Origin of the sequence: Roseateles amylovorans (genome assembly GCF_025398155.2) — a bacterium.
Taxonomy (GTDB): domain Bacteria; phylum Pseudomonadota; class Gammaproteobacteria; order Burkholderiales; family Burkholderiaceae_C; genus Roseateles; species Roseateles amylovorans.
Window position 1 is genome coordinate 4,258,293 of record NZ_CP104562.2, and the last position, 25,701, is coordinate 4,283,993.

Genomic DNA, 25,701 nt, shown 5'->3' on the forward strand with positions numbered 1-25,701 from the left:
GTCGGTCGGCTTTGGGTCGGCTTTGGGTCGGCTTTTGGTCGGCTTTTGGTAGGGGGTCGCTCTGGTGTGCGTCCCGCCCGTCACCGCAGCCAGTGCATCGGCGCAATCACCAACTGCGGGAAGCAGGTGAACAGCACCAGGATGACGGCGTAGGTCAGCAGGAACGGGTTCACGCCCTTGATCACCTGGTGCATCGACAACCGGCCCACGCCGGCCACCACGTTCAGCACCGTGCCCACCGGCGGTGTGATCAGGCCGATGGCGCCGTTCAGCACGAACATCAGACCGAAGTAGACCGGATCGATGCCGGCCTTCACCGCGATCGGCAGCATCACCGGCGCGAAGATCAGGATGGTGGGCGTGAGGTCCAGCGCGGTGCCGATCAGCACCAGCAGCACCATCATCAGCGCCATCAGCAGCCGCGGCGACTCGATCAGCCCGCCGAGCCAGCCGCTGAGCACACCCGGCAGGTCGGCCAGGGTGATCATGTAGCTGGCGACCTGCGCACCGGCACACAGGAACATCACGATCGCCGTTGTCTTGGCGGCGCGGACCAGCACGCCGTGCAGGTCGCGCAGGTTCATCTCGCGATGCACTGCAAAGCTCACCACCAGCGCATAGAAGGCAGCCACGACAGCGGCCTCGGTCGGTGTGAACACCCCCGACTTCATGCCGCCGATGATGATCAACGGCATCAGCAGGGCCCAGAAGGCCTTGGCGGTGGCCTGCAGGCGCGCGGCCATCGGCATCGGCTCGCCTTGCGGCAGGTCGATCTTGCGCAACTGCAGCTTCCAGGCAATGAGCAGGCCCAGGCCCATCACCAACCCCGGGAAGATGCCCGCGAGGAACAGCGCCGAGATCGAGGTGTTGGTGGTGACGCCGTAGATCACGAACGGCATCGACGGCGGAATGATCGGCGCAATGATGCCGCCTGAGGCGATGAGCCCCGCCGAGGTGCCCATCGGATAGCCGTGGCGGCGCATCATCGGCAGCAGGATGGTGGCCAGCGCGGCGGTGTCGGCCAGGGCCGAGCCGCTCATGCTGGCCATCAGCACCGAAGCGCCAATCGCCACGAAGCCCAGCCCGCCGCGGATGTGGCCGACCCAGGCCTGCGCCATCAGGATGATGCGTCGGCTGATGCCGCCGGCATTCATCAGCTCACCGGCCAGGATGAAGAAGGGCACGGCCAGCAGCGGGAAGCTGTCGATGCCGGCCACCAGGTTCTGCGCCAGCAGCTGGGTGTCCCAGAAATCCAGCGCCCAGGCCATGCCGGCGCCGGTCAGCACCAGCGCAAAGGCCATGGGAATGCCCAGGCCCATCAGCAGCAGCATGCCGACGACGAAAACGATGAAGGAAAGGGCTTCGTTGCTCATGATGTGATCGCTCGCCCGTTCATTCGACGTCGCTCTCGTGGTCCAGATCCAGCGGCCGCTGGCGCAGCAGTTCCCAACCCGCCATCAGCGCGATGGCCACGCTGGACAGCAAGGCCGGCAGCGGCAGCAAGGCATTCGAATAACCCAGCACCACCGATTGGCTGTCCAGGCCCACCCTCACCTGCTGCCAGGCGCCCCAGGCCACCAGCACGGCTGCCACGATCACCGCGATGCGGATGAGCGCGGCCACCAGCTTCAGCACCGTCGGCTTCTTGCGCAGCGGCAGCAGCAGACTGGTGAAGGCCATGTGCTGGCCCAGCGGATAGGCGGCGGTCGCGCCGATGAAGACCATCCACACGAACAGCAACCGGGAGAGCTCCTCGCTCGCCGCCACGCCGCTGCCGAAGCCATAACGCAGCACCACATTGACGAACACCGCCACGGCCATCACCGCCAGGCACAGCGCCATCGCGCTTTCGCTGGCGGTCTGCCACAGGCTTTTCGGTGCGGTCGCCGGGCCCGGTGTGCCCGGTGTGCCCGGTGTGCCCGATGTGCCCGGCACGGGGGATTGCGGATCGGATGCGCTCATCGGGCGATCTCCTGTTGCGCCAGCAGGTGCAGCACCTGCGTCAGTTGTTCGCCCGGGGACAGCGCCGCGGACACGGTCACCACGCCCGGCTCGCCGATCGGTGGCTCCAGCGTCTGGAACTGGCTGTCGACCAGGCTGGCGGGGAAGATGTGGCCCGCCGCGCGGGCAGAGACGCGCTCCAGCGCGAGCGCTTTGTCGATCTCGAGGAAGACGAAGCCCAAGCTCGGGCAAGCGGCGCGCAGGCGATCGCGGTAGACCCGCTTGAGGGCGGAGCAGCTCAGCACCACCGGCGCCTGGCTGGCCAGCATGCCGCCCAGGCGGTCCAGCCAGCCCCAGCGGTCCTCGTCGGTCAATGGCTGGCCGGCCTGCATCTTCACGATCGAGGCCGGCGCATGGTGCGCGTCGCCCTCGATGAAGGCCCAGCCCAGCGTGCTCGCCAGGGTCTGGCCGACGCTGGTCTTGCCGCATCCGGCCACGCCCATCACCACCAGGGCGCGCGGGGAAATCGTGGGGGCATTCGACATTGGATAGCGCTGTCCCGATTCTGAAAAAGAGACGGCGATGGGGTCGCCGTCCTGTCTCCGTGTTGTGCTTCGCGAGGGCTGTGGCCGGGCGACATGTCGTCCTGGTCAAGTGCCCTCGCGCCTGTTTTGACCGCCGCTTCAAGCGACGGGATAGCGCTATCTTAGGCCGACGACCGCAGCACCAAATCAGGGATTACACGCAGGTTACGAACCGGTGCGAGCGAGCCATGCCGTTCCGGATTCGAGCCGGCGGGTGGGTTCGACAGCGGCGGGCGGGCGGGCCGAAGCCGCACGGCGACAGGCCCGGATCAGGGTCAGTCCGCTATCGGGCCGGGGGAGGACAGCGCTATCCTGCCTCTCCCTCTTCCAGTGCATGCCTTGTCGATGTCCTCATTTCCCGCACCGAAACGGCGCCGCGCCACCGGACGAGTCACGCTGCAGGATGTGGCCCTGGCGGCCGAGGTCAGCCCCATCACCGCCTCACGCGCGTTGCGCGGCGAACGAGGCGTGGCGGTGGAGTTGGTGGAGCGGGTGCGCGAAGCCGTGGCGCGACTGGGCTATGTGCCCGACCCGGCCGCGCGCGCGCTGGCCTCCTCACGCAGCAACCAGGTGGCGGTGCTGATTCCGCTGCTGTCCAACGCGCTGTTTGTGGATCTGCTTGACGAGGCCCAGCGCACCCTGCTGGCGGCGGGCTACCAGAGCCTGATCGGCATCACCCACTACCAGCCGGAGGAAGAGGAAGCGCTGCTGCGCAGCTACCTCATGAACCGTCCCGCCGGCCTGCTGGTGACTGGCTTCGACCGCACCGACGAGGCCCGGGCCCTGATCCAGGGCAGCGGCATTCCCTGCGTGCATGTGATGGAGAACCGCCGCGACGAGGGGCTGTATTCGGTCGGCTTCTCACAGCAGTCGGCCGGTCATGCGATGACGGCGGAGCTGAGACGCCGGGGATATTCCCGCATTGCCTTTGCCGCCGCCCAGTTGGACCCGCGCACCTTGCAGCGCGCCGCCGGCTATCGCGCCGCGATGGGCGAGCTGCATGATCCGGCGCTGGAGTTCATGGATGCGGCGCCCTCCTCCTTCGCGCTGGGCGCCGAGCTGCTGGAGCGGGTGATGCGGGAGGCGCCGGATGTCGACGCGGTCTTCTTCAACAACGACGACCTGGCCCAAGGCGCCTTGCTGCAGGCGCTGCGGCGCGGTTGGCGTGTGCCGGAGCAGGTCGCGATCGTCGGATTCAACGACCTGACCGGCGGCGATCAGATGCTGCCGCCGTTGTCGACGGTGCGCACCCCGCGCGGCGAGATCGGGCTGAGGGCGGGCGAGATGCTGGTCTCGCTGATGCGCGGCGACACGGTGCCGGAGCCCTGCCTGGACCTGGGGTTCGAGCTGGTGCTGCGCGACAGCTGTTGAAGATCGATCTGCGCCAGCAGGGCCAAACAGTGGCGGCGATGCCGCAGGCCGCGGCTCGGCGGCACGATCACCGCCCCCAGCCGCAGTCCGTAGCGGCGCTCCTGGCGCTCGGCCTGCAGCACGGCGCCGGCGAGGCGGGAGAGTCGCCAGTCATCATCGGCCGCCGGGTCATGGCCCTGCAAAGGCGCCAGCGCCAGGGCCGGCGTCGCTGCGACCGCTGGTGCGTCAGGGGGCAGACATCCCTCGCCGGCATCGCCCTGATCGTCCGCAGTCCGCTTGGACACCATCGCCAGGCGTTCCGCGTCCACATCGGCCAGATCCAGCCAGAGGGGCTGGTCAATCGCCGACGTCGGCCGTGCGGGCCGTCCCGGCGAGCTGCGTGTGGGTCCGGACACCGGTGCAGACCCCACGGCAACTGCCGGTGATGGGGCCGGCTGCAATGGCCGCGGATACACCAGCAGCTGCACCCCATGCCGCCAGCAGGCAGAGGCGTGGAACAGGCTCAACGGGTGGGCGGTCTGCACGATCAGCGCCGGCATGGCCTGCAGTCCGCGCGAGGTCGTCGGACAGGCGACCAGGGTCAGATCGTGAGAACGGGGCGGGACATCCATCCAGGCGCTCGGGCTGTTCAGCCCTTCCCGGACCACCGCAAGGTCCCAGCGCGCGCGGCGGGTGGGGTTGTCCAGTCGAAACTCCACCATCGCGTTGTCGCCCGCAAAAGTCGATGCCGGCGTCACCAGTCGCATCGTCAGGCCATCCAAGGCCTGCCAAGCCCGCAGCGCGCCCACCAGCACCAACACCAGCAGCGCGATCGCCGCCCACCGCCATGCGCCGTGCCCGTCGCTGCCCAGGCTCTGGTCCGTCACCGCCAGCACACCGGCCAGCCCCAGCGCGACACCGCAAAGGCGAGTCGGGCGCAAGCGCAAGTCGTCTCCGCTGATCGTATGGCGGCACTCGCTCCCGCCATCGCCGAAGCAGGCCCGCACGCTGTCCTGGCCGCGCGTCGCCGACATCGTTGACATCGCCGACATTGCAGACATCGCCGACACCAGGTCCCGCCCGCGGCACCGCGAGGAAGCGGAGATCGTCGGGCGGGGCATTGAAGACGTCGATGCCGATGCCCGCGATGCCGCACCGGCCGACGACGCGTCCGATCGGTGGCTGGCCGCCAGGCGCAAGTTCGGCGGCTCGGAGATCGGACGGGGCGAGGCGTCAGGGGCGTGGAAGGAGCTGGACATGATCTGAGGTGGCAATCAACTGCCGATCAATGTGCCCGCCCCCTTCCCTCGCGCACCATGACTCAAAGGTGCATCCGACCTGCAATCCCTAACGAGAACAAGGCGCTCAGTCCGCGATACCGGGCGTCGGCGTGATGGATGCCACACCGCCGAGTTCAGCGCCCGACGCGCTGCCGTGCCCGCTGCGGTCAACGCCCTTGCCCGCTGGGGACGGGTCCGTCGCGCCGAAGGTCTTGCGGCCCCGCACCAGGTAGGAATAGATCACCGGCACCACCACCAGGGTGAGCAGGGTCGAGGTGATCACGCCACCGATGATCGCCCGGCCCATTGGCGCCTGGATTTCACCGCCTTCGTTCAGCGCAATCGCCATCGGCAGCATGCCGAACACCATCGCCGCGGTGGTCATGATGATCGGCCGCATCCGGATCAGGCCGGCCTGCAGCAGCGCGTCGGGGATCGACAGGCCCTGGTCCTTGCGGGCATGGTTGGCGAAGTCCACCAACAGGATCGCGTTCTTGGTGACCAGGCCCATCAGCATCACCAGGCCGATCATCGAGAAGACGTTCAACGTGGTCTTCCACAGCAGCAGGGCCAACATGACCCCGATGAGCGCCAGGGGCAGCGAGGCCATGATCGCGATCGGCTGGACGAAGCTGCCGAACTGGCTGGCCAGCACGATGTAGATGAAGATCAGCGCCAGGCCCATCGCGATCAGCAGCCCGTTGAAGGCTTCCGCCTGCTGCTTGCCGTCACCATCGACCATGAAGCTGATGCCGGTCGGCAGCTGGGTTTCCTTGATCAGCTTCTGCACATCGGCGTTGACGTCGCCGCTGGGCCGACCCTGCACGCCGGCATACACCGCTTCGCGTCGCTGCAGGTTCTGGCGGCGGATCACCTCCGGATTGAAGACCGGCTCGATGGTGGCCACCTGGTCCAGCGAGATCGGCGTCCCGTCCCGGGCAAAGGCCACCGGCAGGCCGCGCATCTGCTCGATGTTCTGGCGCTGCGCCTTGGGCAGGCGCAGCAGCACCTCGACCTGATTGCCGTCCGGCGTGGTCCAGTAGGTGGCGACCTCGCCATTCACATAGGCCCGCAGCGACGCCGCCACCTGCGGCGCGTTCAGCCCCAGTTCCCGCACCGCCGACGGCTTGAGCTTGACCGCAAAGGCCGGCAGGCCGGGCTTGACGGTGGTGTCCACATCGACCGCGCCCTTGATCGTCTTCAGCTTCTCGGCGAAGTCCTTGGCCACCTGCGTCAGCACCTCGGGATCGCTGCCCAGGATGGTCACCCACACCGGCTTGTTGAAGCCCACGCTCACCTCCACGCCGGGGATGTGCGCGATCTCGGCGCGGATCGCGTCCTCCACCTGGGTCTGGGTGCGCTGGCGGGACTTGCGATCCACCAGCGAGATGTTGAGCGAGGCCTGGTTGCGGCCGGTCGACAAGCCCTCGCCGCTGCTGCCCACCACGGTGGACACGGTCTTGATCTCCGGCATCTTCGACAGGATCTCCTCGACCTGGCGCACCTTCGCGTCGCCGCGGTCCAGGCTGGTGGCCACCGGCATGCGCAGCGTCAGTTGGGTGAAGCCCTGATCGGTCTGCGGCACGAATTCACTGCCGACCAGCGGCGCCAGCATCACCGCCACCACGAAGCTGGCCACACCGCCCAGCGTCACCAGGCCGCGCGGCGTGATCGTCGCCAGACGCAGACGGCGGGGCGACTGCTTGAGCCGTTCACCCGCCGGCCCGAACGGGCGGCCATAGACCGGGATCGGGGGCACGAACAGCCGGTAGCGACGACCCGAGAACGCCCAGCGGATGGTGCGTTCATAGGCACGGTGCAGCAGGTCCATGCCGGCATCGGTGCCGCGGATCAGATGGCCGATCACCGGCACCTTCTTCAGATAGGTGCTGGGCGGGTCCGGCCAGATCGACGACATCATCGGATCGAGCGTGAAGCTGACGAACAGCGACACCATCACCGCCACCGCCACGGTGATGCCGAAGGGATAGAAGAACTTGCCGATCACGCCGCCCATGAAGGCGACCGGCACGAACACCGCGCAGATCGCAAAGGTGGTGGCCATCACCGCCAGGCCGATCTCGTTGGTGCCGTCGGCCGCCGCGGTGTGATGGTCCTTGCCCATGCCGACGTGGCGCACGATGTTCTCCCGCACCACGATCGCATCGTCGATCAACAGGCCGATGCACAGGCTCAGCGCCATCATCGTCATGAAGTTCAGGGTGAAGCCGAAGGCATAGACCGCAATGAAGCTGGAGATCACCGAGATCGGCAGCGTCAGGCCGGTGATGATGGTGGAGCGCCAGCTGTGCAGGAACAGGAAGACGATGGCCACGGTCAGCAACGCGCCTTCGATCAGGGTGTGGCGCAGGCCGTCCAGCGAGTGCTTCACGAAGTCGCTGTTGGCATAGATCAGCCGCAGCTCCATGTCCTTGGGCAGGGTCTTGCGCAGCTCGTCCATGGCGGATTGGATCGCCTCGCCGGTGGCGACGATGTTGGCATCCTGCTGCTTGAAGATGTTGAAGCTGACCGCCGGCTGGCCGTTGATGCGGGCGACCGAGTCCAGCTCGCGCTCTCGTTCGGTGAGGGTGCCCAGATCGCCCAGCATCAGCGGCATGTCGCCGCGCCGGCCGACCACCACATTGACGAACTGCTTGGGATCCTTGACCTTGCCCTCCACCCGCAGCATGGCGTCCGAATACGCATCCGACAGCACGCCCACCGGCTGGTCGCTGTTGGCCTCGTTCAAGGCCGCAGCGATCTGCGCCGGGGTGATGTTGTAGGCCCGCAGGCGCTGCGGATCCAGGTCGATGCGCACTTCCCGCAGTGCCAGTCCGCCGATGTCCACCTTGGCCACGCCCTCCACCCGGGACAGCCGCTTGGAGACGACCAGATCGGCCATCATCGAAATCTCGCGGGCGGTGCGGGTGGGGCTCAGCAGCGCGGCCACGACGACCGGCTGGGCGTTGTCGCCCTGGAAGCGCGAGACCATGGCCGGCTTCACATCCTTCGGGAAGTTGGCCTGGACCAGCGCAATGCGGTCGCGGATTTCCTGCATGCCGCGGTTCATGTCGGCATTCAGGCTGAATTCGACACTGGTCTGCACCCGGCCCTCAAAGCTGCGCGACTGGATCTTCTCCACGCCGGCCACGGTGTTGAGCGCCTCCTCCAGCGGCTTGGCCACTTCGCGCTCGACCGCCTCGGGCGAGGCGCCGGGATAGCGCACATCGATCCATGCGCCGGGCAGCGTGATGTCGGGCATCTGCTCGACGCCCAGCTTGGAATAGGAGAACAGGCCCAGCACACACAGGGCCACCATCACCATGGTGGCGAACACGGGGTTCTGGATCGAGACGCGGGTCATCCACATGGTGGCCCCCTTCTTGTAGTCGTGAGGTCGTCGAAGGACCGTGGCCGTCGCCCTCTGCGGCGGCCACCGATCCGTGGGTCCGGACACCGGCGCGAGCAACGTCGTCCGCGCATGGCGCTGTCCGGAGAACCGCTGCTGCGCTTGACGCAGGTGTCAGCGGGGCGAGCGGCCGATGGCACCCCTCGCGGAAATCAGCCGACAGAGGACGGTCGTCGGTCGTCGGTCGGCGTGCTGATCGCCGGTCTACTGCGCCGTGCCGCTGGCCACCGCACTGGCCACCGTCGCCTTGCCGGGCAGGATGGCGGCCTTGTCGCCCTCTTTGAGGTTGTCGAACCGGGCCCCCAGCACCTGCGTCTGCGGCGTCAGGCCGGCGACGATCTCCACCCGCCTTTCCCGCGGATCGCGACGGCCGGTGGTGACGATGCGACGCAGCAAGGCGCCGTTGTCGATCACCCAGACATGCTCCTGGCCGGAGATGCTGCCCAGCGCGGTCGCCGGCACCGTCAGGCGCTGCTTGTCGTCCGGCAGTTCCACCCGGGCGACGGCGTACTGACCGGCGCGGAAGCGTTCGCCGGGGTTGTCCAGGGCCAGCGTCACGCCGATCGATCGGGTGCCGGGCTCGGCCGCCGGCGCGATGCGGGCGATGCGCGCGGTCACCGGCTCGTCAAAGCCCTCCACCCGGACCAGCACGCTCATGCCGGGCTTGAGCCGTCCCACCTCATGAGTGCCGACCTGACCGGCCAGTTCCAGCCGGGACAGGTCGACGATGGTCAGCACCTGCTGCTCGGCCGCCACCTTCTCACCCGGCAGCGCATGACGCTTGGACACGATGCCGCTGATCGGCGTGACCAACCCGGCCTGACGCAGCAGCACTTCGCTGGTGCCGAGCTGCGCCTGGGCCGACAGCATCTGGCCGCGGGCCGATTCGAGCGCCGCGCGTGAGTTGTCCAGCGCAGTCGGTGCGATGAAGTTCTGCGAAGCCAGGCCTTGGTTGGCCTTGAACTGGCGCTCGGATTGCTCGTACATGGCCCGCGCCGATTCCAGCCCGGCGTTGCGCTCGGCCACCCGGTGGCGCAGTTCTTCAAGATCGAGCTGGCCCAGCGTCTCGCCGGCGCGTACGCGGCTGCCTTCGGCCACCGCCAAATGCACCAGGCTGCCGCTGGCCTTGGCCCGCACGATCACCGTGTTGGGGGCCACCAGTGGGCCGGAGAACTCGATCAGCGCCGGCATGCTGGCCGGCGTGGGCTTGACCACCTCGCTGGCCTGGAACTGCAGTGCGGGCTTCTCCGGCGCCTTCTTCACGGCCGGCGCCTCGGCCTTGCTCGTGGCGAAGACCGCCGCACCGCCGGCCAGCACGACCAGCGCGGCGGCAGCGAGGCCACCGATCAACCATTTTTTCCGCATGTGCTCCCCCATCCGTTTAAGAAGACCCTGTGTACAAAGGTCTCTGAATGCGGCGGAGTGTAGGAAGCCGGTTCACACGCCGCGCCCGAACTGCGACGAATTGCAGTTTGCGCGTCATGGCTTGCATTTCACAGCGACCAAATCTGGCGACATGGCGACGAACGGCCGATCCGCCGGACAGGCTGCCGTCCATGGGCCTGCTTCGCCCGATGACGATGTCCGACAAATTCCTCCCGGTGCGACCGCGGTTCAGCGCGATTCGGGGCGCGTGATTCGTCGCGGTGGGTCGGGTGCCTCGCGGTGGGTCGGGTGCCTCGCGGTGGGTCGGGTTTCCTCCTGGTCAGTCTGCTTCGTCTTGGGTGGCCTGATTCGGCGTGGTTTATCGCAGTCCGTGCTGATGCAACTCATCAAACGGGCATAAACAAGATTGATCGTGCATGACCATGCAGATGCAGGCAGAATCGACTCGTTTTGCCTCCAGCAACTTACCTGGCTCAGGACCGCACCCATGACCGCTGAACTGCCCATGACTCGCCGCGACGCCATTGCCGATCGCCTCGCTCAAGGCCAGCCGGTCGCGGCCGTGGCGCTGGCGGCGGAATTCGGTGTTTCGGAAGATGCGATCCGCCGAGACCTGCGGGCCCTGGCGGCGGACGGCCTGTGCCGGCGTGTTTACGGCGGTGCGCTGCCGCTCACACCCGGACACCTGCCGATGAGCGCCCGCATGAAGCAGGGTCAGGCCCAGAAGACCGCGCTGGCCGCCGCAGCGGCGGCCACGGTGCAGCGCGGCGAGCTGCTGTTCCTGGACTGCGGCAGCACCAACCTTGCGCTGGCCCATGCGCTGCCGGAAGACATGGGCCTGACCGTGGCGACCAATGCGGTTGACATCGCCGCCGCCGTGCTGCGCCGCGCGGACATCCAGCTCATCATGCTGGGCGGCTTGGTGGACCCGGTGGTGGGCGGCTGCGTGGATGCGGCGGCGGTGCAGCAGTTGGCGCCCCTGCGGATCGATCGCTGCTTCGTCGGCGTCTGTGCCCTGTCGCCGGAGGGCGAGCTGAGTACGCCGAACTACGCCGATGCGGTGTTCAAGCGCTCGCTGATCGCGGCCAGCCGCATCAGCGTCGGCCTGATCACGACCGACAAGATCGGCACCGGCGCGCCCTTTCGGGTGGCCGCAGCGACGGATCTGGCGCAGGCCATCGTCGAGCATGACGCACCGGCGCATGCCATCCAGGCACTGACCCAGGGCGGCGCCCTGGTCTCCAAGGCGCCCGCGCCGGCCTGAGTCGTCGTCCGATGGCGGATGCCCCCTGGGTGGACCAGGCAAAGGCAGCCCCCCGGCGACCCGATCTCCCGGCTCGCCCTCCCCTCCTGATTTCTTGAGCGCCCTCTGATGCCCATGAGCTCCTCTCACCTTCCCATCGCGCTTCGATCCGAAGACCGGCTGGCCGTGCGCCTGGCCTTTCTTGTCGCCGGCTTCGGCCTGGCGGGCTGGGCGCCGCTGGTGCCCTTCGCCAAGCAGCGGCTGGGCGTGGACGACGGCACCCTGGGCCTGCTGCTGCTGTGCCTGGGAATCGGGTCGGTGATCGCGATGTCATTGGCCGGCGCCTTGAGCGCGCGGTTCGGCACCAAGGTCGTCACCCTGGTCAGCGGCTTCGTGTTTGCGCTGACGCTGCCCGTGCTGACCGTGGCCGACACCCCCGGCTCACTGGGCGCGGCGCTGTTCGTGTTCGGCGCGGCACTGGGGTCGCTGGAAGTGGCGATGAACGTCGCCGCCTCGGACCTGGAACGCGCCAGCGGCCGACCGTTGATGTCCGGCTTTCATGCGCTGTTCAGCGTCGGGGGTTTCGGCGGCGTGGCCTTCATGACGGTGATGATGTCGCTGCATGTCACCCCGGCCATCTGCGCCGTGCTGGCCGCCACGCTGATGGTGCTGGCGCTGGGCGTGGCCTGGCCCTTGCTGCCGCGCTCTAGCGCCGCGCAAGGCGGACCGCTGTTCGCCTGGCCTCGCGGCATCGTGCTGTTGCTGGCAATGCTGGCCTCGATCACCTTCCTGGCCGAAGGCGCACTGCTGGACTGGAGCGCGCTGCTGGTCACTGAGTCCGGCTGGCTGCCGGCGGCCCAGGGCGGGCTGGGCTATCTGCTGTTCGCGATCGCCATGACCCTCGGCCGCCTGGGCGGCGATGCAGTGACCGCGCGCCTGGGCGATCACGCCACCTTGCTGTGGGGCGGCGTGCTGGCCGTGCTGGGTTTTGCCTTGCTGCTGCTGGTGCATCTGCCGGCTGTGGCGCTGGGCGGCTTCGTGCTGATCGGACTGGGCGCTTCCAACCTGGTGCCGGTGCTGTTCCGCCGGGCGGGTGCGCAAGGGGTGATGCCCACGTCATTGGCCGTCGCGGCGGTGACCACGGCGGGCTATGCCGGTATTTTGGTCGGCCCCGGATTGATCGGACTGGTGGCGGAGCAGGTCGGACTGCCCACTGCATTCTGGATGCTGGCCGGCCTGCTGTGCATCGTGCCCATCTGTGCACGCTGGGTGGCGCCGAAACGGCCTTGAGGGTTCGCAGCGACCGCAGCCTCGCGCCGGCCGAGCGACTGGATCGAAGCAACGATCCGAATGCTCCGATTGATCCGGTCGTGAAGATTGAGCCGTGTGTACCCGGTGTGCCGGTTGCTCCGGTTGCTCCGGTTGCTCCGGTTGCTCCGGTTGCTCCGGTTGCTCCGGTTGCTCCGGTTGCTCCGATGGTCACCTGAGCGGGTGATCGCCGTGCAACTGATCGCTGCGACGACGGAGTGGCTGAGCGAACGAGCGGAGCATCCGTGGGCCCAACCCGTGGGCCCAACCGCCCTCAGGTGACGGGCACCGCCGCCGGGGGCGTCAGCGGATCCCGTCGAGCACCCCGCCAATGGCAGAACGCGCCCAGCAAGGCAAAGACGGCGGCCGCCCAGAAGCAGGCCTGATAGCCTCGCCCCGCCGCAAGCCAGGCGCCGGCCAGGCTGCCGAGCACGCCGGAGACGCCGTAACCCAGCACCGCATACAGCGCCTGGCCACGCCCCTGCAGGCGACCCGGGAAGTAACGGCCGATCAGCCCGATGCAGGCGGTGTGCTGGGCCGCGAAAGTCACCGCATGCAGGCACTGCAGCAGCACCATGGCGATGACGCTGTGACCGAGCGCCGCCGTCCCGGCGAAGCGCACTGACGCCAGCACGGCCGCCAACATCAGCCAGTGATGCAGATGGTGGTGCAGCAGCCAACGCCCCTGCAGCGCGAACCAGGTGATTTCCGCCGCCACCGACACCGCCCACAGCGCGCCCACCTGTCCTCGGCTGTAGCCCAGCTGATCCAGGTAGAGGCTGTAGAAGGCATACACCGCGGTATGACCCAGCACGGTGAAGAACATGCCGAGGAAGAACCAGCCCACCTCGGGCCGGCGCAAGGTATCGGCCATGGACGCCGAGGGTCCATGGGCATGCTGGACGGGCGGCCGACGCGGCAAACGCCAGGCCGCGAACACCAGCGTCGACAGGCCGATCACGATCGTCAGCGGGAAGACCGACAGCCCGGCCCATTCGAACCACCAGCCGCCGCCGACCACCGTCGCCAGGAAGCCGACCGAGCCCCACAGCCGCACCCGGCCGTAGCGCTTAGGATCCATCCCGCCGCTGGCCGCCAGTTCCGCCGTGATCAGCGATTCATTCAACGGCGTCACGCAGGCGTTGAAGAAGTACATCAGGAAGACCGCCGCCGTCAGCCCCATCACCGTTGGCGGCAGCAGCAGTCCCCAGGAGCAGAGCCAGCAGGCCAGCGCGGCGGCGCGGATCAACTCCACCCGACGGCCGCTGCGGTCGGCCACCATGCCCCACAGGTACGGGGCGAACAGCCGCGTCCAGCTCTGCATCGACACCAACAGGCCGATGCTCACCACCGGCACGCCCAGCGATTGGTACCACAGCGGCACGAACGGATTGAACAACCCGATGCTGCCGTAATAGGCGCAACCCAACAGCGCGCTGGCGCGCAGCACGCGGGCGCTGTCGGCCATGGTGTCAGTCCGGGCGGTGGGCGGCGTCGGCGTGCGAGGCCAACCTGGCGGCGGCCGCGGCGTCTGACGCGGCCGCCGTGTCGGTGCCGGCGCTCAGGCTGCGCACCGGCGCTTCGCTGGGGCGTTGCGCGGCGATCGCAGCGATGGGCAACTCGACATCGGCGCATTGAGCGCGGTCCAGCAGCACGTGGTCCATGACGACCAGGGCGAGCATCGCTTCGGCGATCGGCGTGGCGCGGATGCCGACGCAGGGATCGTGGCGGCCGAAGGTCTCGACCGTGGTGGGCTCGCCCGCGCGATTGATCGACGCCTTGGGGCTGCGGATCGAGCTGGTCGGCTTGATGGCGATGGACACCCGCAGATCCTGGCCGCTGGAAATCCCGCCCAGCACGCCGCCAGCGTTGTTGCTGGCGAAGCCGTCGGGCGTCAGTTCGTCACCGTGCTGGCTGCCGCGCTGGCGCACGCTCTCGAAGCCCGCACCGATCTCCACGCCCTTGACCGCATTGATGCCCATCATCGCGTAGGCGATGTCGGCATCGAGCTTGTCGAACAGGGGCTGGCCCAGGCCGGCCGGCATGCCCGAGGCTTCCACCATCAGCCGCGCGCCGACGGAATCACCGTCCTTGCGCAGCGCATCCATGTAGTCCTCAAGGGCCTGGATCTGGCTGACATTGGCGGCAAAGAACGGGTTTTGTCCGACATGCTCCCAGCCCTCGAAGGCCAAGTCGATCTCGCCGAGCGCGGTCATGCAGCCGCGGAACTGCACACCGAGTTCCTGCTTCAGCCATTTGCGGGCCACCGCACCGGCAGCCACCATGGGCGCGGTCAGGCGGGCCGACGAACGGCCGCCGCCGCGCGGATCGCGCAGGCCGTACTTGCGCCAGTAGGTGTAGTCGGCGTGGCCGGGGCGGAAGGTGTCGAGGATGTTCCCGTAATCCTTGCTGCGCTGATCGACGTTGCGGATCAGCAGGCAGATCGGCGTGCCGGTGGTCAGGCCTTCATAGACGCCGGACAGGATCTCCACCTGGTCCGGCTCCTGGCGCTGAGTCACATGGCGGGAGGTGCCGGGGCGGCGGCGGTCCAGCTCGGGCTGGATGTCCTCGACCGACAGCGCCAGCCCGGGCGGGCAGCCATCGATGACGCAGCCGATGGCCGGTCCATGGCTCTCGCCGAAGTTGGTGACGCGAAACAAGCTGCCGAAAGTGCTGCCGGACATCTGGAGAACCTGCCGAGGCGATGGGAACGGAAGCCGTCGATTCTACGAGCGCACCGTGTGCACGAAGCGCCCATGCGAAGCGGCCCCGCAGGGCCGCTGGTGCGTCATCCATGGTAGCTGGGCAACTCTGCCTTCGCGAAGCGGTGCAAAGGGCATCAGCGGCGCGGCTTCGGGGGCATCGCCCCGGCGGGCAGGTCGTCAGGCGGCGGCCGGACCGCCCTCTTCCGACGGCCAGTCGCGAATGTAGGCCTTCAGCATGCGGTTCTCGAAGTCCTGCGAATCGACGACCGTCTTGGCCACGTCATAGAACGAGATCACGCCCATCAGCTGACGGCCGTTGAGCACCGGCATGTAGCGGGCATGACGGCCCAGCATCATGCGGCGGACCTCGTCGATCTCGGTTTCGGGGGTGCAGGTCAGCGGGGCGTCGTCCATCACGCTGCGAACCAGCGAGGTGCCGACGCTGCCGCCATTGCGGGTGATCGCCTGGATGACCTCGCGGAAGGTCAGCATGCCCACCAGATCGCCGAACTCCATGACGACCAGCGAGCCGATGTCGCGCTCGGCCATGGTGTCGACGGCCAGGGCCAGGGTTTGGTCGGGAGAAACGGTGAAGAGCGTGTTGCCCTTGACGCGCAGGATGTCGGAAACTTTCATGGCCGTCGGGTGCGATCGGTGAAGACGGTGAAGGCGATCGGTCGGGTGCAGACGCAAGACCGCCGTGAAACAGCGAGGCCGGCGACGCGTTGAATCCGACGGACTGCGCGGCGTGATCGTCGATTCAGCATCGGCGATCCAACAGCGCGGCACGGGGAATCAGGCGGCCGGCAGGGATGGTTACCAACATAGCACACAATCGCTTGCAAACCGCTGCGAGAGGCCCGTCTGCCGCTTCTTCCCGGGTTCCGGCGCCGGTCGACGTTGCAAATCGTGGCCACCGTGCCGCCCGGACTGAGGTGCGCATCGCAGGCGGACGTCCCGCAGAGGGTGCCGACGACGACGACGGCACAACCACAGAACAACAGAACGACATCCCCACAGGAGACACGGATGGCTGGTCCCGCTGACCCCGGTTTTGACACCTTGGCCCTGCATGCTGGCGCGTCGCCGGACCCGACCACCGGCGCGCGCGCGGTGCCACTGCATCTCACCACCTCGTTCGTCTTCGAGAGCGCGGAGCATGCGGCGGGCCTGTTCAACATGGAACGCAGCGGGCATGTGTATTCGCGGCTGTCGAATCCGACCACCGCGGTGCTGGAGGAGCGGATTGCGGCGCTGGACGGCGGCATCGGCGCCATCGCCACGGCCAGCGGCCAGGCGGCGCTGCACCTGGCCATCGTCACGCTGGCGGGTGCGGGTCACCACATCGTGGCCTCCAGCGCGCTCTACGGTGGTTCGCACAACCTGCTGCACTACACCCTCAAGCGCTTCGGCATCACGACCACCTTCGTCCGCCCCGGCGGCCTGGACGCCTGGCGCGCCGCCATCCGCCCCGAGACCCGATTGCTGCTGGGCGAGAGCCTGGGCAATCCGGGCCTGGACGTGCTGGACATTCCCGCCGTGGCCGAGATCGCCCACGCCGCGCACCTGCCGCTGCTGGTCGATGCCACCTTCACCACGCCGTACCTGCAGCAGCCGATCGCGCTGGGGGCCGATCTGGTCTATCACTCGGCGACGAAGTTCCTGTGCGGTCACGGCACGGTGATCGGCGGCCTGCTGGTGGACGGCGGCCGCTTCGATTGGGAACAGGCCCACGCCGCCAGCGGCACGGCGCGGCGGTTCGCCGAACTCTGCGAACCCTACGACGGCTTTCACGGGATGGTCTTCAGCGAGGAGAGCACCGTGGGCGCCTTCCTGCTGCGCGCGCGCCGCGAGGGTCTGCGCGACTTCGGCGCCTGCATGAGCCCGCACACCGCCTGGCTGATGCTGCAGGGCATCGAGACGCTGCCGCTGCGAATGCAGCGGCATGTGAGCAATGCGCAGCGGGTAGCCGAGTTCCTGGCCTCGCACGATCTGGTCGAGCGGGTGGCCTATCCGGGCCTGGCGTCGCACCCGGACCATGCGCTGGCGCAACGCCTACTGCCCAAGGGCAGCGGCGCGGTGTTCAGCTTCGATCTCAAGGGCGGGCGCGAGGCAGGCCAGCGCTTCATCGAATCGCTGCGGCTGTTCTCGCATCTGGCGAACGTGGGGGATGCCCGGTCGCTGGTCATCCATCCGGCGTCCACGACGCACTTCCGCATGGACGATGCCGCGCTGGCCGCATCCGGCATCGGTGCGGGGACGATCCGGCTTTCCATCGGACTCGAAGATGTGGACGACCTGATCGCGGATCTGAAGACTGGGTTGAAAGCCTCGCAGAAGGCGACGTCAGGTGCGGCGCCAAAGTCGGCGCCGGCCGGCCATGCCAAGGGAGCGGACGCATGAAGCTGACGGTTGAAGGCCGCGAGGCCTATGCCTACACCGGCGGCAAGCCGTTCGATGCGGCCCTGCCCTGCGTGGTCTTCATTCATGGTGCGATGAATGACCACAGCGTGTGGACCTTGCTGGCGCGGTACTTCGCTCATCACGGTCGATCGGTGCTGGCGGTGGATCTGCCGGGGCACGGTCGCAGCGAGGGGCCGGCGCTGGCGGATGTCGAATCGCTGGGGGCGTGGATCCAGGCGCTGCTCGACGCGGCGCAGGTGCGTGCGGCGGCCTTCGTGGGCCATTCGATGGGATCGCTGATCGCGCTGGAAGCGGCCTCACGCGAGCCGGCGCGATGCGAGCGGCTGGTGATGGTCGGCACGGCCTGGCCGATGAAGGTCTCCGACGCGTTGCTGGCGACGGCGCGTGAGCAGCCTGAGGCGGCGATGCGTATGGTCAACGCGTTTTCGCATTCCACGACGGCGGCCAAGCCGTCCTACCCGGGACCGGGTGCGTGGCTGCATGGCGGCGCGCTGGCGCTGATGGAGCGGATGCAGCAGGGCTATGCGGAACATGGAAATCTTTTCGAACACGATTTCCTGGTGTGCGACCGCTATCAGCGCGCGCCGGAGGCGGCGGCCCGCGTGGCGGCGCCGGTGCATCTGGTGCTGGGCAGCAAGGATGCGATGACGCCGCCGAAAGCGGCGCAGGCCCTCGCGGAAATGCTCAAGGCCAAGGTGCATTGGGTGCCGGCCGGGCACGCGTTGATGGGGGAAGCGCCGGAGGCGGTGCTGGGGGTGTTGAAAGGGGCGTTGGCGGTGGGGGCTGCGCGGTAGGGGCGTCGGTCAGCGGCTCAGGAGCCCCCGCTGTACGCCACACCCGCCTTCGTCGGCGCGTCGCGCACCAAGCCACCTCGGCTGTCGAGCGCCTGTTCAACGTGGCCGTTGCTCAGCCTCTGCGCTGGACGCTTCGCCGCCATCCAGGGTGGCTTCCTGCGCTGCGCTTCGTCAGCGGCGGGCTTCGGTCGCTGGGCGCTTCCTGCACCCCAACCTCGTTCTTCGCGTGGGCGCGAACCGGCGCTTGGACCGCGCCTGAACAAGGTCGGCCCCCGCAGCGCTGCGGCAACCCGCCTGGGGGCGGGTGCGCCTTTGCGTCAGGCCAGGCGCCGGCCGGTGCTGCCCGCCGTCCTTCGGCGGCGGCTCCAAGCCAGCCCATCCCTCCGCCCTTCCACGGAAGGGGACGAGTCGCCCTCTGCCGTCAGCGGTGCATGCCAGGAACCCCGGCAAGCACCGCCCACGGCGAGCGTCGAACGGCATGAGTCCGCATCAAGGCCGAGCCCTGACGGGTGGCCTGGCGGCCAGCCTGGACCCGGCCGCACGCCTCGAACTCAGCGGCGCCAGCGTTGCAGCGCGATGAACAGCTCCAGGTGACGGAGCTGGGTTTCGGTGAGGTGGCCGGACCTTCGCGTGGATAGCCTCGGCCAGCGAGGCGAGCACGCTGTGCGGCTTGCCGCTCAGCGCCGGGTCGGCGTGGCCGTCGTCATCGAGCAGGCGTAGCGGCTCAGCGCTGCCGTTGTCGTAGAGGTACCAGGTGGGCGAGGGTTGCAGGTGCATGGCATGGATCGATTGGTTCGCTCCATGTAGCGATGTGCGCCTGCGCGACCTGGCGAGGGCTCTCACTTATCGTCGAAGCGCTTCGAGACCCGCGGGGCGGCCAAGTAGGCGATGACGAACACCGGCAAAACCACCAGCGGGGACATCAAGCCCCCTGCCCAGTCCATGCCGAGGAACATGTCGATGATGGCCATCAGGAACAGCGCAATGACACTGATGACCGCAGCGACTCGAAGGCGTCGGATACCTACCGCCTTTCAAGACGCGAACACATCATGAGCAAGCCAACCTGCGAGCACCACGACAACCACAGTTGTGGTGACGACGTGGACCACTCCGGCAGCAATGAGAACTCCGTCGCGTGAACGAAGGAAGCTCATTCCAAACAGCAGCTTCCAAAGATTTGCGAGTGACCGCGGGCCTACAAAGAACACTGCAATTCGCTCCGACGAGCGCTTGTCCTTGATGCGGGCATTGACTCGCCATGCGACAAGCCCGTACGACACGAAGTGAACCAGCAAGAAGGCTAGAACAAGGTATTCAGTCACAGCCGCACTTCTTCCATTCGACGTTGGCCACTCTGGACTTGCCACGAACCGCCGCGACTGACAGGTCGAATCCGAGCCCGGGACTAGGCGCTGCGCCTATGTCCGAGAAGTTCGACCCCAGCTGGTACCACGTCCAGCCCCCGACCAGAATGGCACCAGCGTTCGCGCCCATTGCTCGGAACGTTCCCTCAAAGCCATTCGGGTAGATGTCGGTTTCGCCATCCTCGAAGGTCAATCCGCTGGCTCCCCCAGTAAGCCTCGCGCCGAAGCCGGCGCCGACACCCCAAGCCTTCACTCGGATGTATGCGTACCGCCCGTTGACGCACTGGGACTTCAAGTCGAACCAGTAGGCGGCACCTCCGACACCGGGAACGAGTGCAGCCGAGTACACCTCCCCAGACCACTTGATTAGCCCACTGGGGTCCGTGAACTTCGTCGGCTGGTTCTCCACGTAGGAATACGTGTTGACGCCGCCTTCCAAGCCGATGGGGTCGGATTGGACGTAGCTCCGCCCAGGCACCCATCCGCCGTAGTTGACGGCGTTTTGTTGAGGCGTGGCGCGGGGTTGCGGAGCGAAGTAGAAGACGGCCTCCCTTGGCGTGGTTTCCTTGCGCCGGCCGGTGCTGCCCGCTGTCCTGCGGCGGCTATTTCTTCCAGAACAGCACGAAGCACACAACTGCCAGAACCAAGATGGGCGGCAACAACCAGCGCAGTCCGTCGATTGCCAGCCGCTTGGCGGGCACGGCCAGTACGCGCTCGGAGTACTCGACCACCGACCGAACCTCTGCATCGTCGAAGGGGTACGGCTGGCCCTTTGCGATTGCAGCAGCGATGGCTTGCAGTTCCTCTTTCGTCTTGCCTCGGTACTCGCCATCAATCTCATAGGCCGTGGAGAGGATGAGCGACCTCGCTTTGTCCTCGACGTCCTGAGGCTGGAAGTGACACACGGCGCACTTGGCAGCGGGGCCCCGCTTGATGTTGCCGCAACGGATGCAGACGGCCAACATCACTGGCAACCACATTGCTCTTGCTGCGCGTTGGTCCCGATTTGGTACCCCGCGTAGCCGGATGCCGCCGCAACACCGGGAACGCCCACCTGGACGCCCAATCGGGCAGCATTCGCCAGCGCAGCTTGAGTACCTCCCCAGTTCGGCGCAAAGCCCAACCATGTGTTCCAAGAAGCTGGCATTTCCAGTAGATTCCAGCCGCCGTTTACAACGCTCTCCGAAACAGCACCGCTCCGACCGGCAGCCTGAGAAATCATCCAATGGTCCAGGCTCATGCCATTGGCACCCCCACGGGCACCCCAATACGCACGGCTAATGTTCTTGAACTTATTGGCGTTCGAAAAGAAATTGGCAACGCCAGTCAAACCTGCTCGCCCGACGATGCCGGCCCCGGAGCCAGTCAACGCCCATGAGCCGACCTCCCACCAATTGACGCACTTGAGATTGCCGCCGTTCCTGTAGAGCTGATAGCCCAGGTCGCCGAGCCCGCCGACGAGCCCACCAAGCAGACCAAACTCGCCGGTCGGATCCACATCGCCAACCGGGTTACCGTTGACGTATGCGAAAGTATTGATGCCCCCAGCTAACCCGATGGGGTCACTTTGGACATACCTCCCCGTCGTCGCGTCATAGTCCCGGAAGTAGTTGTAATTCAGCCCCGACTCCTTGTCGAAGTACTGCCCGGGGAACCGCAGATTCACTGCCAGCGTCTCGATCGAGCTCGGAATCGCCTCCGCCGGCGTGGTTCCAAACGGCTCGCTCAGCCAGCGCCAGCGCTGCGCACCAGCCATGTCGATCAGCAGGCGCGGCGCGTTCAGGTGGTCCGAGTACGCGTGATACACCCGCGGCTCGGTCGTGCTGGACGGCGTGATCACCGCCACCAACATGTCGCCCAGCCAGATGAACTCCTGCAGCGCCCCTCCGCCGCTGTTGTACTCCCCCTGCAGATGACCGTCCAGGTCATAGGCGAAGTGGTACTTCTGCGCCCCTGAGATCTTGCGGGCCCGCTGACCCGCCGCGTTGTATGCATAGGCCGAGGTCACGCCCGCCTTGACCAGCCCCGCCATGCGCCCGTCCAGCCCGTAGGTGCTGGTGTAGCCCGAGGTGTCCGCAGTGGTGTTGCCCGCCGCGTCGTAGCTGAAGCTGCGCACCGGCGCGCTGATCTCATTGAGCCGGTTGCTGGTGGCCGAGGTCGTGTACGCCCGGCTGGCGCCGTTGAGCGTCACGCTGGTCCGGTTGCCGTTGGCGTCGTAGCCGATGGACCAGACCGACGTCGGCAGCGTCACCGTGGTCAGGCGCCCCAGTTCGTCGTAGCCGAAGGTCTGCTCCAGCGCCTGGGTGGCCGCTGTGGCCGCGCCGGTGGTGGCGTCCAGATGGGTGTAGCTGACGATGCGGTCGGCCGCGTCGTAGGTGAGGTCGCGCACGACGTCACCCAGCGGGTAGCGGACCAGTCGGCCATAGACGTCATAGACCCGCTCCTGCGCCTTGGTCCCGCTGTTGAGGTGCATCAACCAGCTGCGCAAGCCGCCAAATGGCTCCCACTGCAAGCCGCTGATCAAGGGCTTGGGCGTGGCGGTCCCGTCTGCGGCCAAGTAGAGCGCGGCAGGCAGTCCGCCCGCGTAGACGATGGTCAGCACCCGGCCCGAGGGATAGGTGATGCTGATGAGGTGCCCGGTGGCGTCGTAGGCATATCGCGTGCTCAGCACGATGCCGCCGACGTTCTGCACCTGGCTGATCACCCGGCCCTGCGCGTCGTAGCCGAACTGGGTGCTGCCCGTGGGGAAGGTGGCGGTGGTGAGCCGACCCACCCCGTAGCCGAAGGCCGTTCCCGTCTGGTCATAGGTCCACCCGTACGTCTGGCTGGTCTGGCCGCTCTGCGTGTAGACGATCGACTTGAGCCGGTTGAGGTCGTCATACGCATAGGTGGCCAGCACGCCTCGGCTGTCGGTGCGCGTGAGCAGGTTGCCCGCGGCGTCGTAGGTGCTGTTGGCGGTGCCGGTGTCGGGACTGCTGAGTTGGGTCAGGTCCCCCAGTCCGTTGCGCTGGTAGGTGGTGACGAGGTTGCGGGGGTCGGTGACCTGCTTGACCTGGTCCTGCCCGTCGTAGCCCAGCGTGGTGGTGCCGTTCTTGGCGTCGGTGTTGGTGCGCAGCCGGTCCAGCGGGTCGTAGCCGTTTTGCGTGGTGAAGCCGAAGCCGCTCACCCCTTTGGCCTTGATGACCTTGGTGGGATTGCCCTTGGCGTCGTATTCGTAGTCGGTCACCGGCGCGGGCGAGACGGGCGGCGGCGGCAGCGTGGCGGCGTGTGCGAGGGGGCTGATGAGCGCCGCGGCCATCGCCACGAGCGTCATCCGGCGCCTCAGGCGCCCCAGGTGGTTCTTCATCTTCACTCCCTGCCTGTCGATTGTTGTGTGCGGCTCAGCGCGTCATAGACCCGGGCCATGCTGCGGCGCAGCGCCCCACTCGGGTCCGTCGCCTCTTCCTTGGTCCGGTTGCCGCGCTGGTCCAGCGTGTAGCGGATGCGGTTGCCTTGGTTGTCGGAGACGGCCACCAGGCGATGGGCGTCGTCGTAGTCGTACGCCGCGAAGCTCCCGTCCGGTTGCGTGACCTGCTTGAGCAGGCCGGTCGGCCAGTAGGCGTAGCCGGTGGTCGCTCCGTTCTGAGTGACCGAGGTCAGCCGCTGACGCGCGTCGTAGGTGTAGCTGGTGCTGATGCCATTGGCGTCGATGACCTCCAGCGCCTGGCCGAAGGCGTTGTAGCGCGGGAAGCTGGTGACGTGGCCCGCGACGTTGGTGGCGGACTTGAGGTCGCCGGGGTAATGGTCTGCGGTGCGGTCGGTGTAGTACTCGTTGGTGAGCACGGTCTTGCCACGCGGGTCGACCTCAGTGAGGACGCGGCCCTGCGCGTCGTAGGTCCAGCTCCAGGTACGGGCAGCCACGCCGGGCTGCGCTGCGGCGTTGAAACCCGCTGCGCCGTTGACGTCCGTGGTGGCTTGCTCGACACGCTTGCAAAGCACGACGATGGGCTTGCCATCCGGCAGCAGAGCGTCTGCCGGAGCGCAGGACGCCACGGCGTTGGCGTTGAGCGGGTCGGGTTGGCCGTTGTAGACGTAGGTCGTCACTCGGCCGGGCTCGGCGACTTGGCTCTGCTTGCGCCACACGGGGATCCACTGAGAGCTCACCATGCGGGCTCCGACCGGGAGGGTCGGACTTGCAGCCAACAGCGGTGCACATGATGCGCCCGCGCCAACGCCCTCAACGCGCCGTGTTTCCAAATGCCGACCGGCGTCGTAGGCGTGACAGGACTGCGTACCGTTGAAGTCGACTTTACGAGTCTGATTGCCAAAGGCGTCGTACTCAGCACTGGACGTCGCCGCATCGCATCCCGCGCCTGCGGGCTGGCCGCGACTTTGGAGCACCGTCGCACCGTCGATGATGGCGCTGGTCATCTCGCTGACTTGACCGTCGGGGCCGTGAACCACGACCGACGTCGGATCTCCTCGCCGCAAGGTGCGAACCAAAGCGCCGCGGCTTTCGTCGTACTGCTCAATAAACTGCCATTGCGGTGGGGCCGACCATTCGAGCGTCCATTTCGGACCGGTTGCGCCTCCGGTTTGCGTGGATATAGCACGACCCTGGCCATCGTATTCATAACTGCCGTAGACCGACCCATTCTCATCAATCAACGAAGAAATGAGCCAAGGTTTGCCGGGTGAGTCATAGTTGTACGTGCGTCGCGTACCGTCCGGGAAATCGATGGTAGTCAACATCCCGGCCTCTGAATAACCAAAGCTATACACCTGCCCAGCGGGATCGGTTACCGCTTTCACTCTGACCCTGAAAAATCGAAACGGGACTTTTTCATACTGAAATCGGACCATCCGGCCTGACTCGTCCGTTATCGAATCAATGACCTGAATCGTGGCCCTCTTGCTGATTGTGAATGCTCCGTAGGCGTATGAGAGCCTTCGACCATCCGCATAGGTCTGCGTCAGGATGGATGCAATTCGCGGGTCCCGACTGATCTGCTGGTATGTCTCCACGGCTTCAGATTCAGCATCGTAGTAATAACGGCCAAGGTTTGAGTCGATCGGCGGGTATGGATCGACATCAAGCACATTGCGATCAGATCGATAATATTGAAAAAACGACTTCCACACCCCACCGCCACGCTGGAAAAGCACACCAAAGTCACGATAGTTATTCTGCCAAATTCCGCGCTTATGGACGTTACTAAACCAACCATCACCGAAAGACATTTGACCCTGTAAATGCAAGGTATCAGAGACGCCCTTGCGCATGAAGTTGTAGTCAGCGTTTAGATTGTGTCCACGCCCCCAGGACAGAAGCGGCTGCCGTTGATATTTCACACCATTGAGCGGCCCCACCGGGTTGCCGACCGTAGGGCATTGTTTGACTTCCTCTTTAGAGATATCGTTTGTCTGCACACATCTATTACTATTGGGATCCCAGGCCGTTCCCAATGCTCGTCCGCAGGCCAAAAAAAGCTGTAAGTCGAGGTTATAAATAGTATCAGAGCCCGGGTCACCAGTATAGGAATAAACATACCTCATTCGAAATTCAAAGGGACAGGCCACCCCAATGAGCCCGTAGATATCTGCCTCTTCGCAAGGTTTAATGTCTTGGAATGAACGGTATACCGTAAATTCACCATCACCAAATGGCTGAAAATGCTGAGAAGCATAAGCAAAGAACTTACCCGCCATCTCTTCCGCCGACCCTGCGCATTCACCTGATTTCGGTATCCAATCAAACGAGTTATACACACACCAACGTTCACCGGCCTGAATACTCTCTGCATATACAAAGGATGTACTGCACCATGCTGACACTGCAATCAGCAGCTTCACGAAGATATTACAACGTGGAAAACAAGATTTCAGGCCGCAAAAATACGCGTGAAAATTAATTGAGCTAGCTTTCATTTA

Annotated in this window: 18 protein-coding genes and 1 pseudogene; 5 read left to right on the plus strand and 14 right to left on the minus strand. The window is 66.5% G+C overall.

Annotated features, from left to right (window positions below):
- Window positions 1–80: 80 nt before the first annotated feature.
- The 3 genes from N4261_RS17555 to N4261_RS17565 form a co-directional block, all read right to left on the minus strand.
- Window positions 81–1,373 (minus strand): TRAP transporter large permease, encoded by a 1,293-nt coding sequence (locus tag N4261_RS17555; RefSeq protein ID WP_261756574.1) that lies wholly within the window; start codon window positions 1,371–1,373, stop codon window positions 81–83.
- A gap of 19 nt (window positions 1,374–1,392) precedes the next feature.
- The gene (locus tag N4261_RS17560) at window positions 1,393–1,842 is read right to left on the minus strand and encodes a TRAP transporter small permease subunit (RefSeq protein ID WP_261760752.1); all 450 of its coding nucleotides are present in this window, start codon (window positions 1,840–1,842) and stop codon (window positions 1,393–1,395) included.
- Window positions 1,843–1,958: 116 nt separating this feature from the next.
- Window positions 1,959–2,486: a gluconokinase gene (locus N4261_RS17565; RefSeq protein ID WP_261756575.1), complete on the minus strand. Its 528-nt coding sequence runs from the start codon at window positions 2,484–2,486 to the stop codon at window positions 1,959–1,961.
- Window positions 2,487–2,870: 384 nt separating this feature from the next.
- Between N4261_RS17565 and gntR the strand changes: the two genes are divergently transcribed.
- Window positions 2,871–3,896: an HTH-type transcriptional regulator GntR gene (gene gntR / locus N4261_RS17570; protein WP_261756576.1), complete on the plus strand. Its 1,026-nt coding sequence runs from the start codon at window positions 2,871–2,873 to the stop codon at window positions 3,894–3,896.
- A 1,344-nt stretch (window positions 3,897–5,240) separates the two neighbouring features.
- Here the strand turns inward: gntR and N4261_RS17575 are convergent.
- A complete protein-coding gene (locus N4261_RS17575; protein ID WP_261756577.1) occupies window positions 5,241–8,525 on the minus strand; it encodes an efflux RND transporter permease subunit in 3,285 nt (1,094 codons plus the stop codon).
- A 243-nt stretch (window positions 8,526–8,768) separates the two neighbouring features.
- Complete coding sequence (locus tag N4261_RS17580) at window positions 8,769–9,929, minus strand: efflux RND transporter periplasmic adaptor subunit (protein ID WP_261756578.1); 1,161 nt, start codon at window positions 9,927–9,929, stop codon at window positions 8,769–8,771.
- Window positions 9,930–10,437: 508 nt separating this feature from the next.
- On the opposite strand from N4261_RS17580, the gene N4261_RS17585 reads away from it, so the two are divergent.
- Together N4261_RS17585 and N4261_RS17590 are read left to right on the plus strand one after the other, a co-directional pair.
- On the plus strand, window positions 10,438–11,214 hold the full coding sequence (locus tag N4261_RS17585; RefSeq protein WP_261756579.1) for a DeoR/GlpR family DNA-binding transcription regulator: 777 nt from the start codon (window positions 10,438–10,440) through the stop codon (window positions 11,212–11,214).
- A 114-nt stretch (window positions 11,215–11,328) separates the two neighbouring features.
- Window positions 11,329–12,483, plus strand: a complete 1,155-nt coding sequence (locus N4261_RS17590) for an MFS transporter (protein WP_261756580.1) — start codon at window positions 11,329–11,331, stop codon at window positions 12,481–12,483.
- Window positions 12,484–12,775: 292 nt separating this feature from the next.
- Here N4261_RS17590 and N4261_RS17595 read toward each other — a convergent pair whose 3' ends face one another.
- The 3 genes and pseudogenes from N4261_RS17595 to N4261_RS17605 all read right to left on the minus strand — a co-directional run bounded on the left by N4261_RS17595 (window position 12,776) and on the right by N4261_RS17605 (window position 15,842).
- A complete protein-coding gene (locus N4261_RS17595; protein WP_261756581.1) occupies window positions 12,776–13,969 on the minus strand; it encodes an MFS transporter in 1,194 nt (397 codons plus the stop codon).
- Between the two features lie 118 nt (window positions 13,970–14,087).
- Window positions 14,088–15,185, minus strand: a pseudogene (aroC, locus tag N4261_RS17600) (chorismate synthase); the annotation flags it as partial.
- A gap of 198 nt (window positions 15,186–15,383) precedes the next feature.
- Entirely contained in the window at window positions 15,384–15,842 is a 459-nt protein-coding gene (locus tag N4261_RS17605) for a CBS domain-containing protein (protein ID WP_261756583.1), read from the minus strand.
- 393 nt (window positions 15,843–16,235) lie between these two features.
- Here N4261_RS17605 and N4261_RS17610 point away from each other — a divergent pair, with 393 nt between their 5' ends.
- Both N4261_RS17610 and N4261_RS17615 read left to right on the plus strand, forming a co-directional pair.
- Entirely contained in the window at window positions 16,236–17,609 is a 1,374-nt protein-coding gene (locus tag N4261_RS17610) for an O-acetylhomoserine aminocarboxypropyltransferase (RefSeq protein WP_261756584.1), read from the plus strand.
- Window positions 17,606–18,424, plus strand: a complete 819-nt coding sequence (locus N4261_RS17615) for an alpha/beta fold hydrolase (RefSeq protein WP_261756585.1) — start codon at window positions 17,606–17,608, stop codon at window positions 18,422–18,424. Before N4261_RS17610 ends, N4261_RS17615 begins: the two co-directional genes overlap by 4 nt.
- 839 nt (window positions 18,425–19,263) lie before the next feature.
- On the opposite strand, the gene N4261_RS17620 is transcribed toward N4261_RS17615, so the two are convergent.
- From N4261_RS17620 to N4261_RS17645, 6 genes are all read right to left on the minus strand, one after another.
- Window positions 19,264–19,395 (minus strand): hypothetical protein, encoded by a 132-nt coding sequence (locus N4261_RS17620; protein WP_261756586.1) that lies wholly within the window; start codon window positions 19,393–19,395, stop codon window positions 19,264–19,266.
- 63 nt (window positions 19,396–19,458) lie between these two features.
- Window positions 19,459–19,749 carry a hypothetical protein gene (locus N4261_RS17625; protein ID WP_261756587.1) on the minus strand — a complete coding sequence of 97 codons (291 nt, stop codon included), beginning with the start codon at window positions 19,747–19,749 and terminating at the stop codon, window positions 19,459–19,461.
- Window positions 19,742–20,269 carry an RHS repeat-associated core domain-containing protein gene (locus N4261_RS17630; protein ID WP_261756588.1) on the minus strand — a complete coding sequence of 176 codons (528 nt, stop codon included), beginning with the start codon at window positions 20,267–20,269 and terminating at the stop codon, window positions 19,742–19,744. Before N4261_RS17630 ends, N4261_RS17625 begins: the two co-directional genes overlap by 8 nt.
- A gap of 124 nt (window positions 20,270–20,393) precedes the next feature.
- Entirely contained in the window at window positions 20,394–20,771 is a 378-nt protein-coding gene (locus N4261_RS17635) for a hypothetical protein (protein ID WP_261756589.1), read from the minus strand.
- Window positions 20,756–23,137, minus strand: a complete 2,382-nt coding sequence (locus tag N4261_RS17640; protein WP_261756590.1) for an RHS repeat domain-containing protein — start codon at window positions 23,135–23,137, stop codon at window positions 20,756–20,758. Before N4261_RS17640 ends, N4261_RS17635 begins: the two co-directional genes overlap by 16 nt.
- A gap of 2 nt (window positions 23,138–23,139) precedes the next feature.
- Entirely contained in the window at window positions 23,140–25,698 is a 2,559-nt protein-coding gene (locus N4261_RS17645; RefSeq protein ID WP_261756591.1) for an RHS repeat domain-containing protein, read from the minus strand.
- Between the last annotated feature and the right edge of the window lie 3 nt (window positions 25,699–25,701).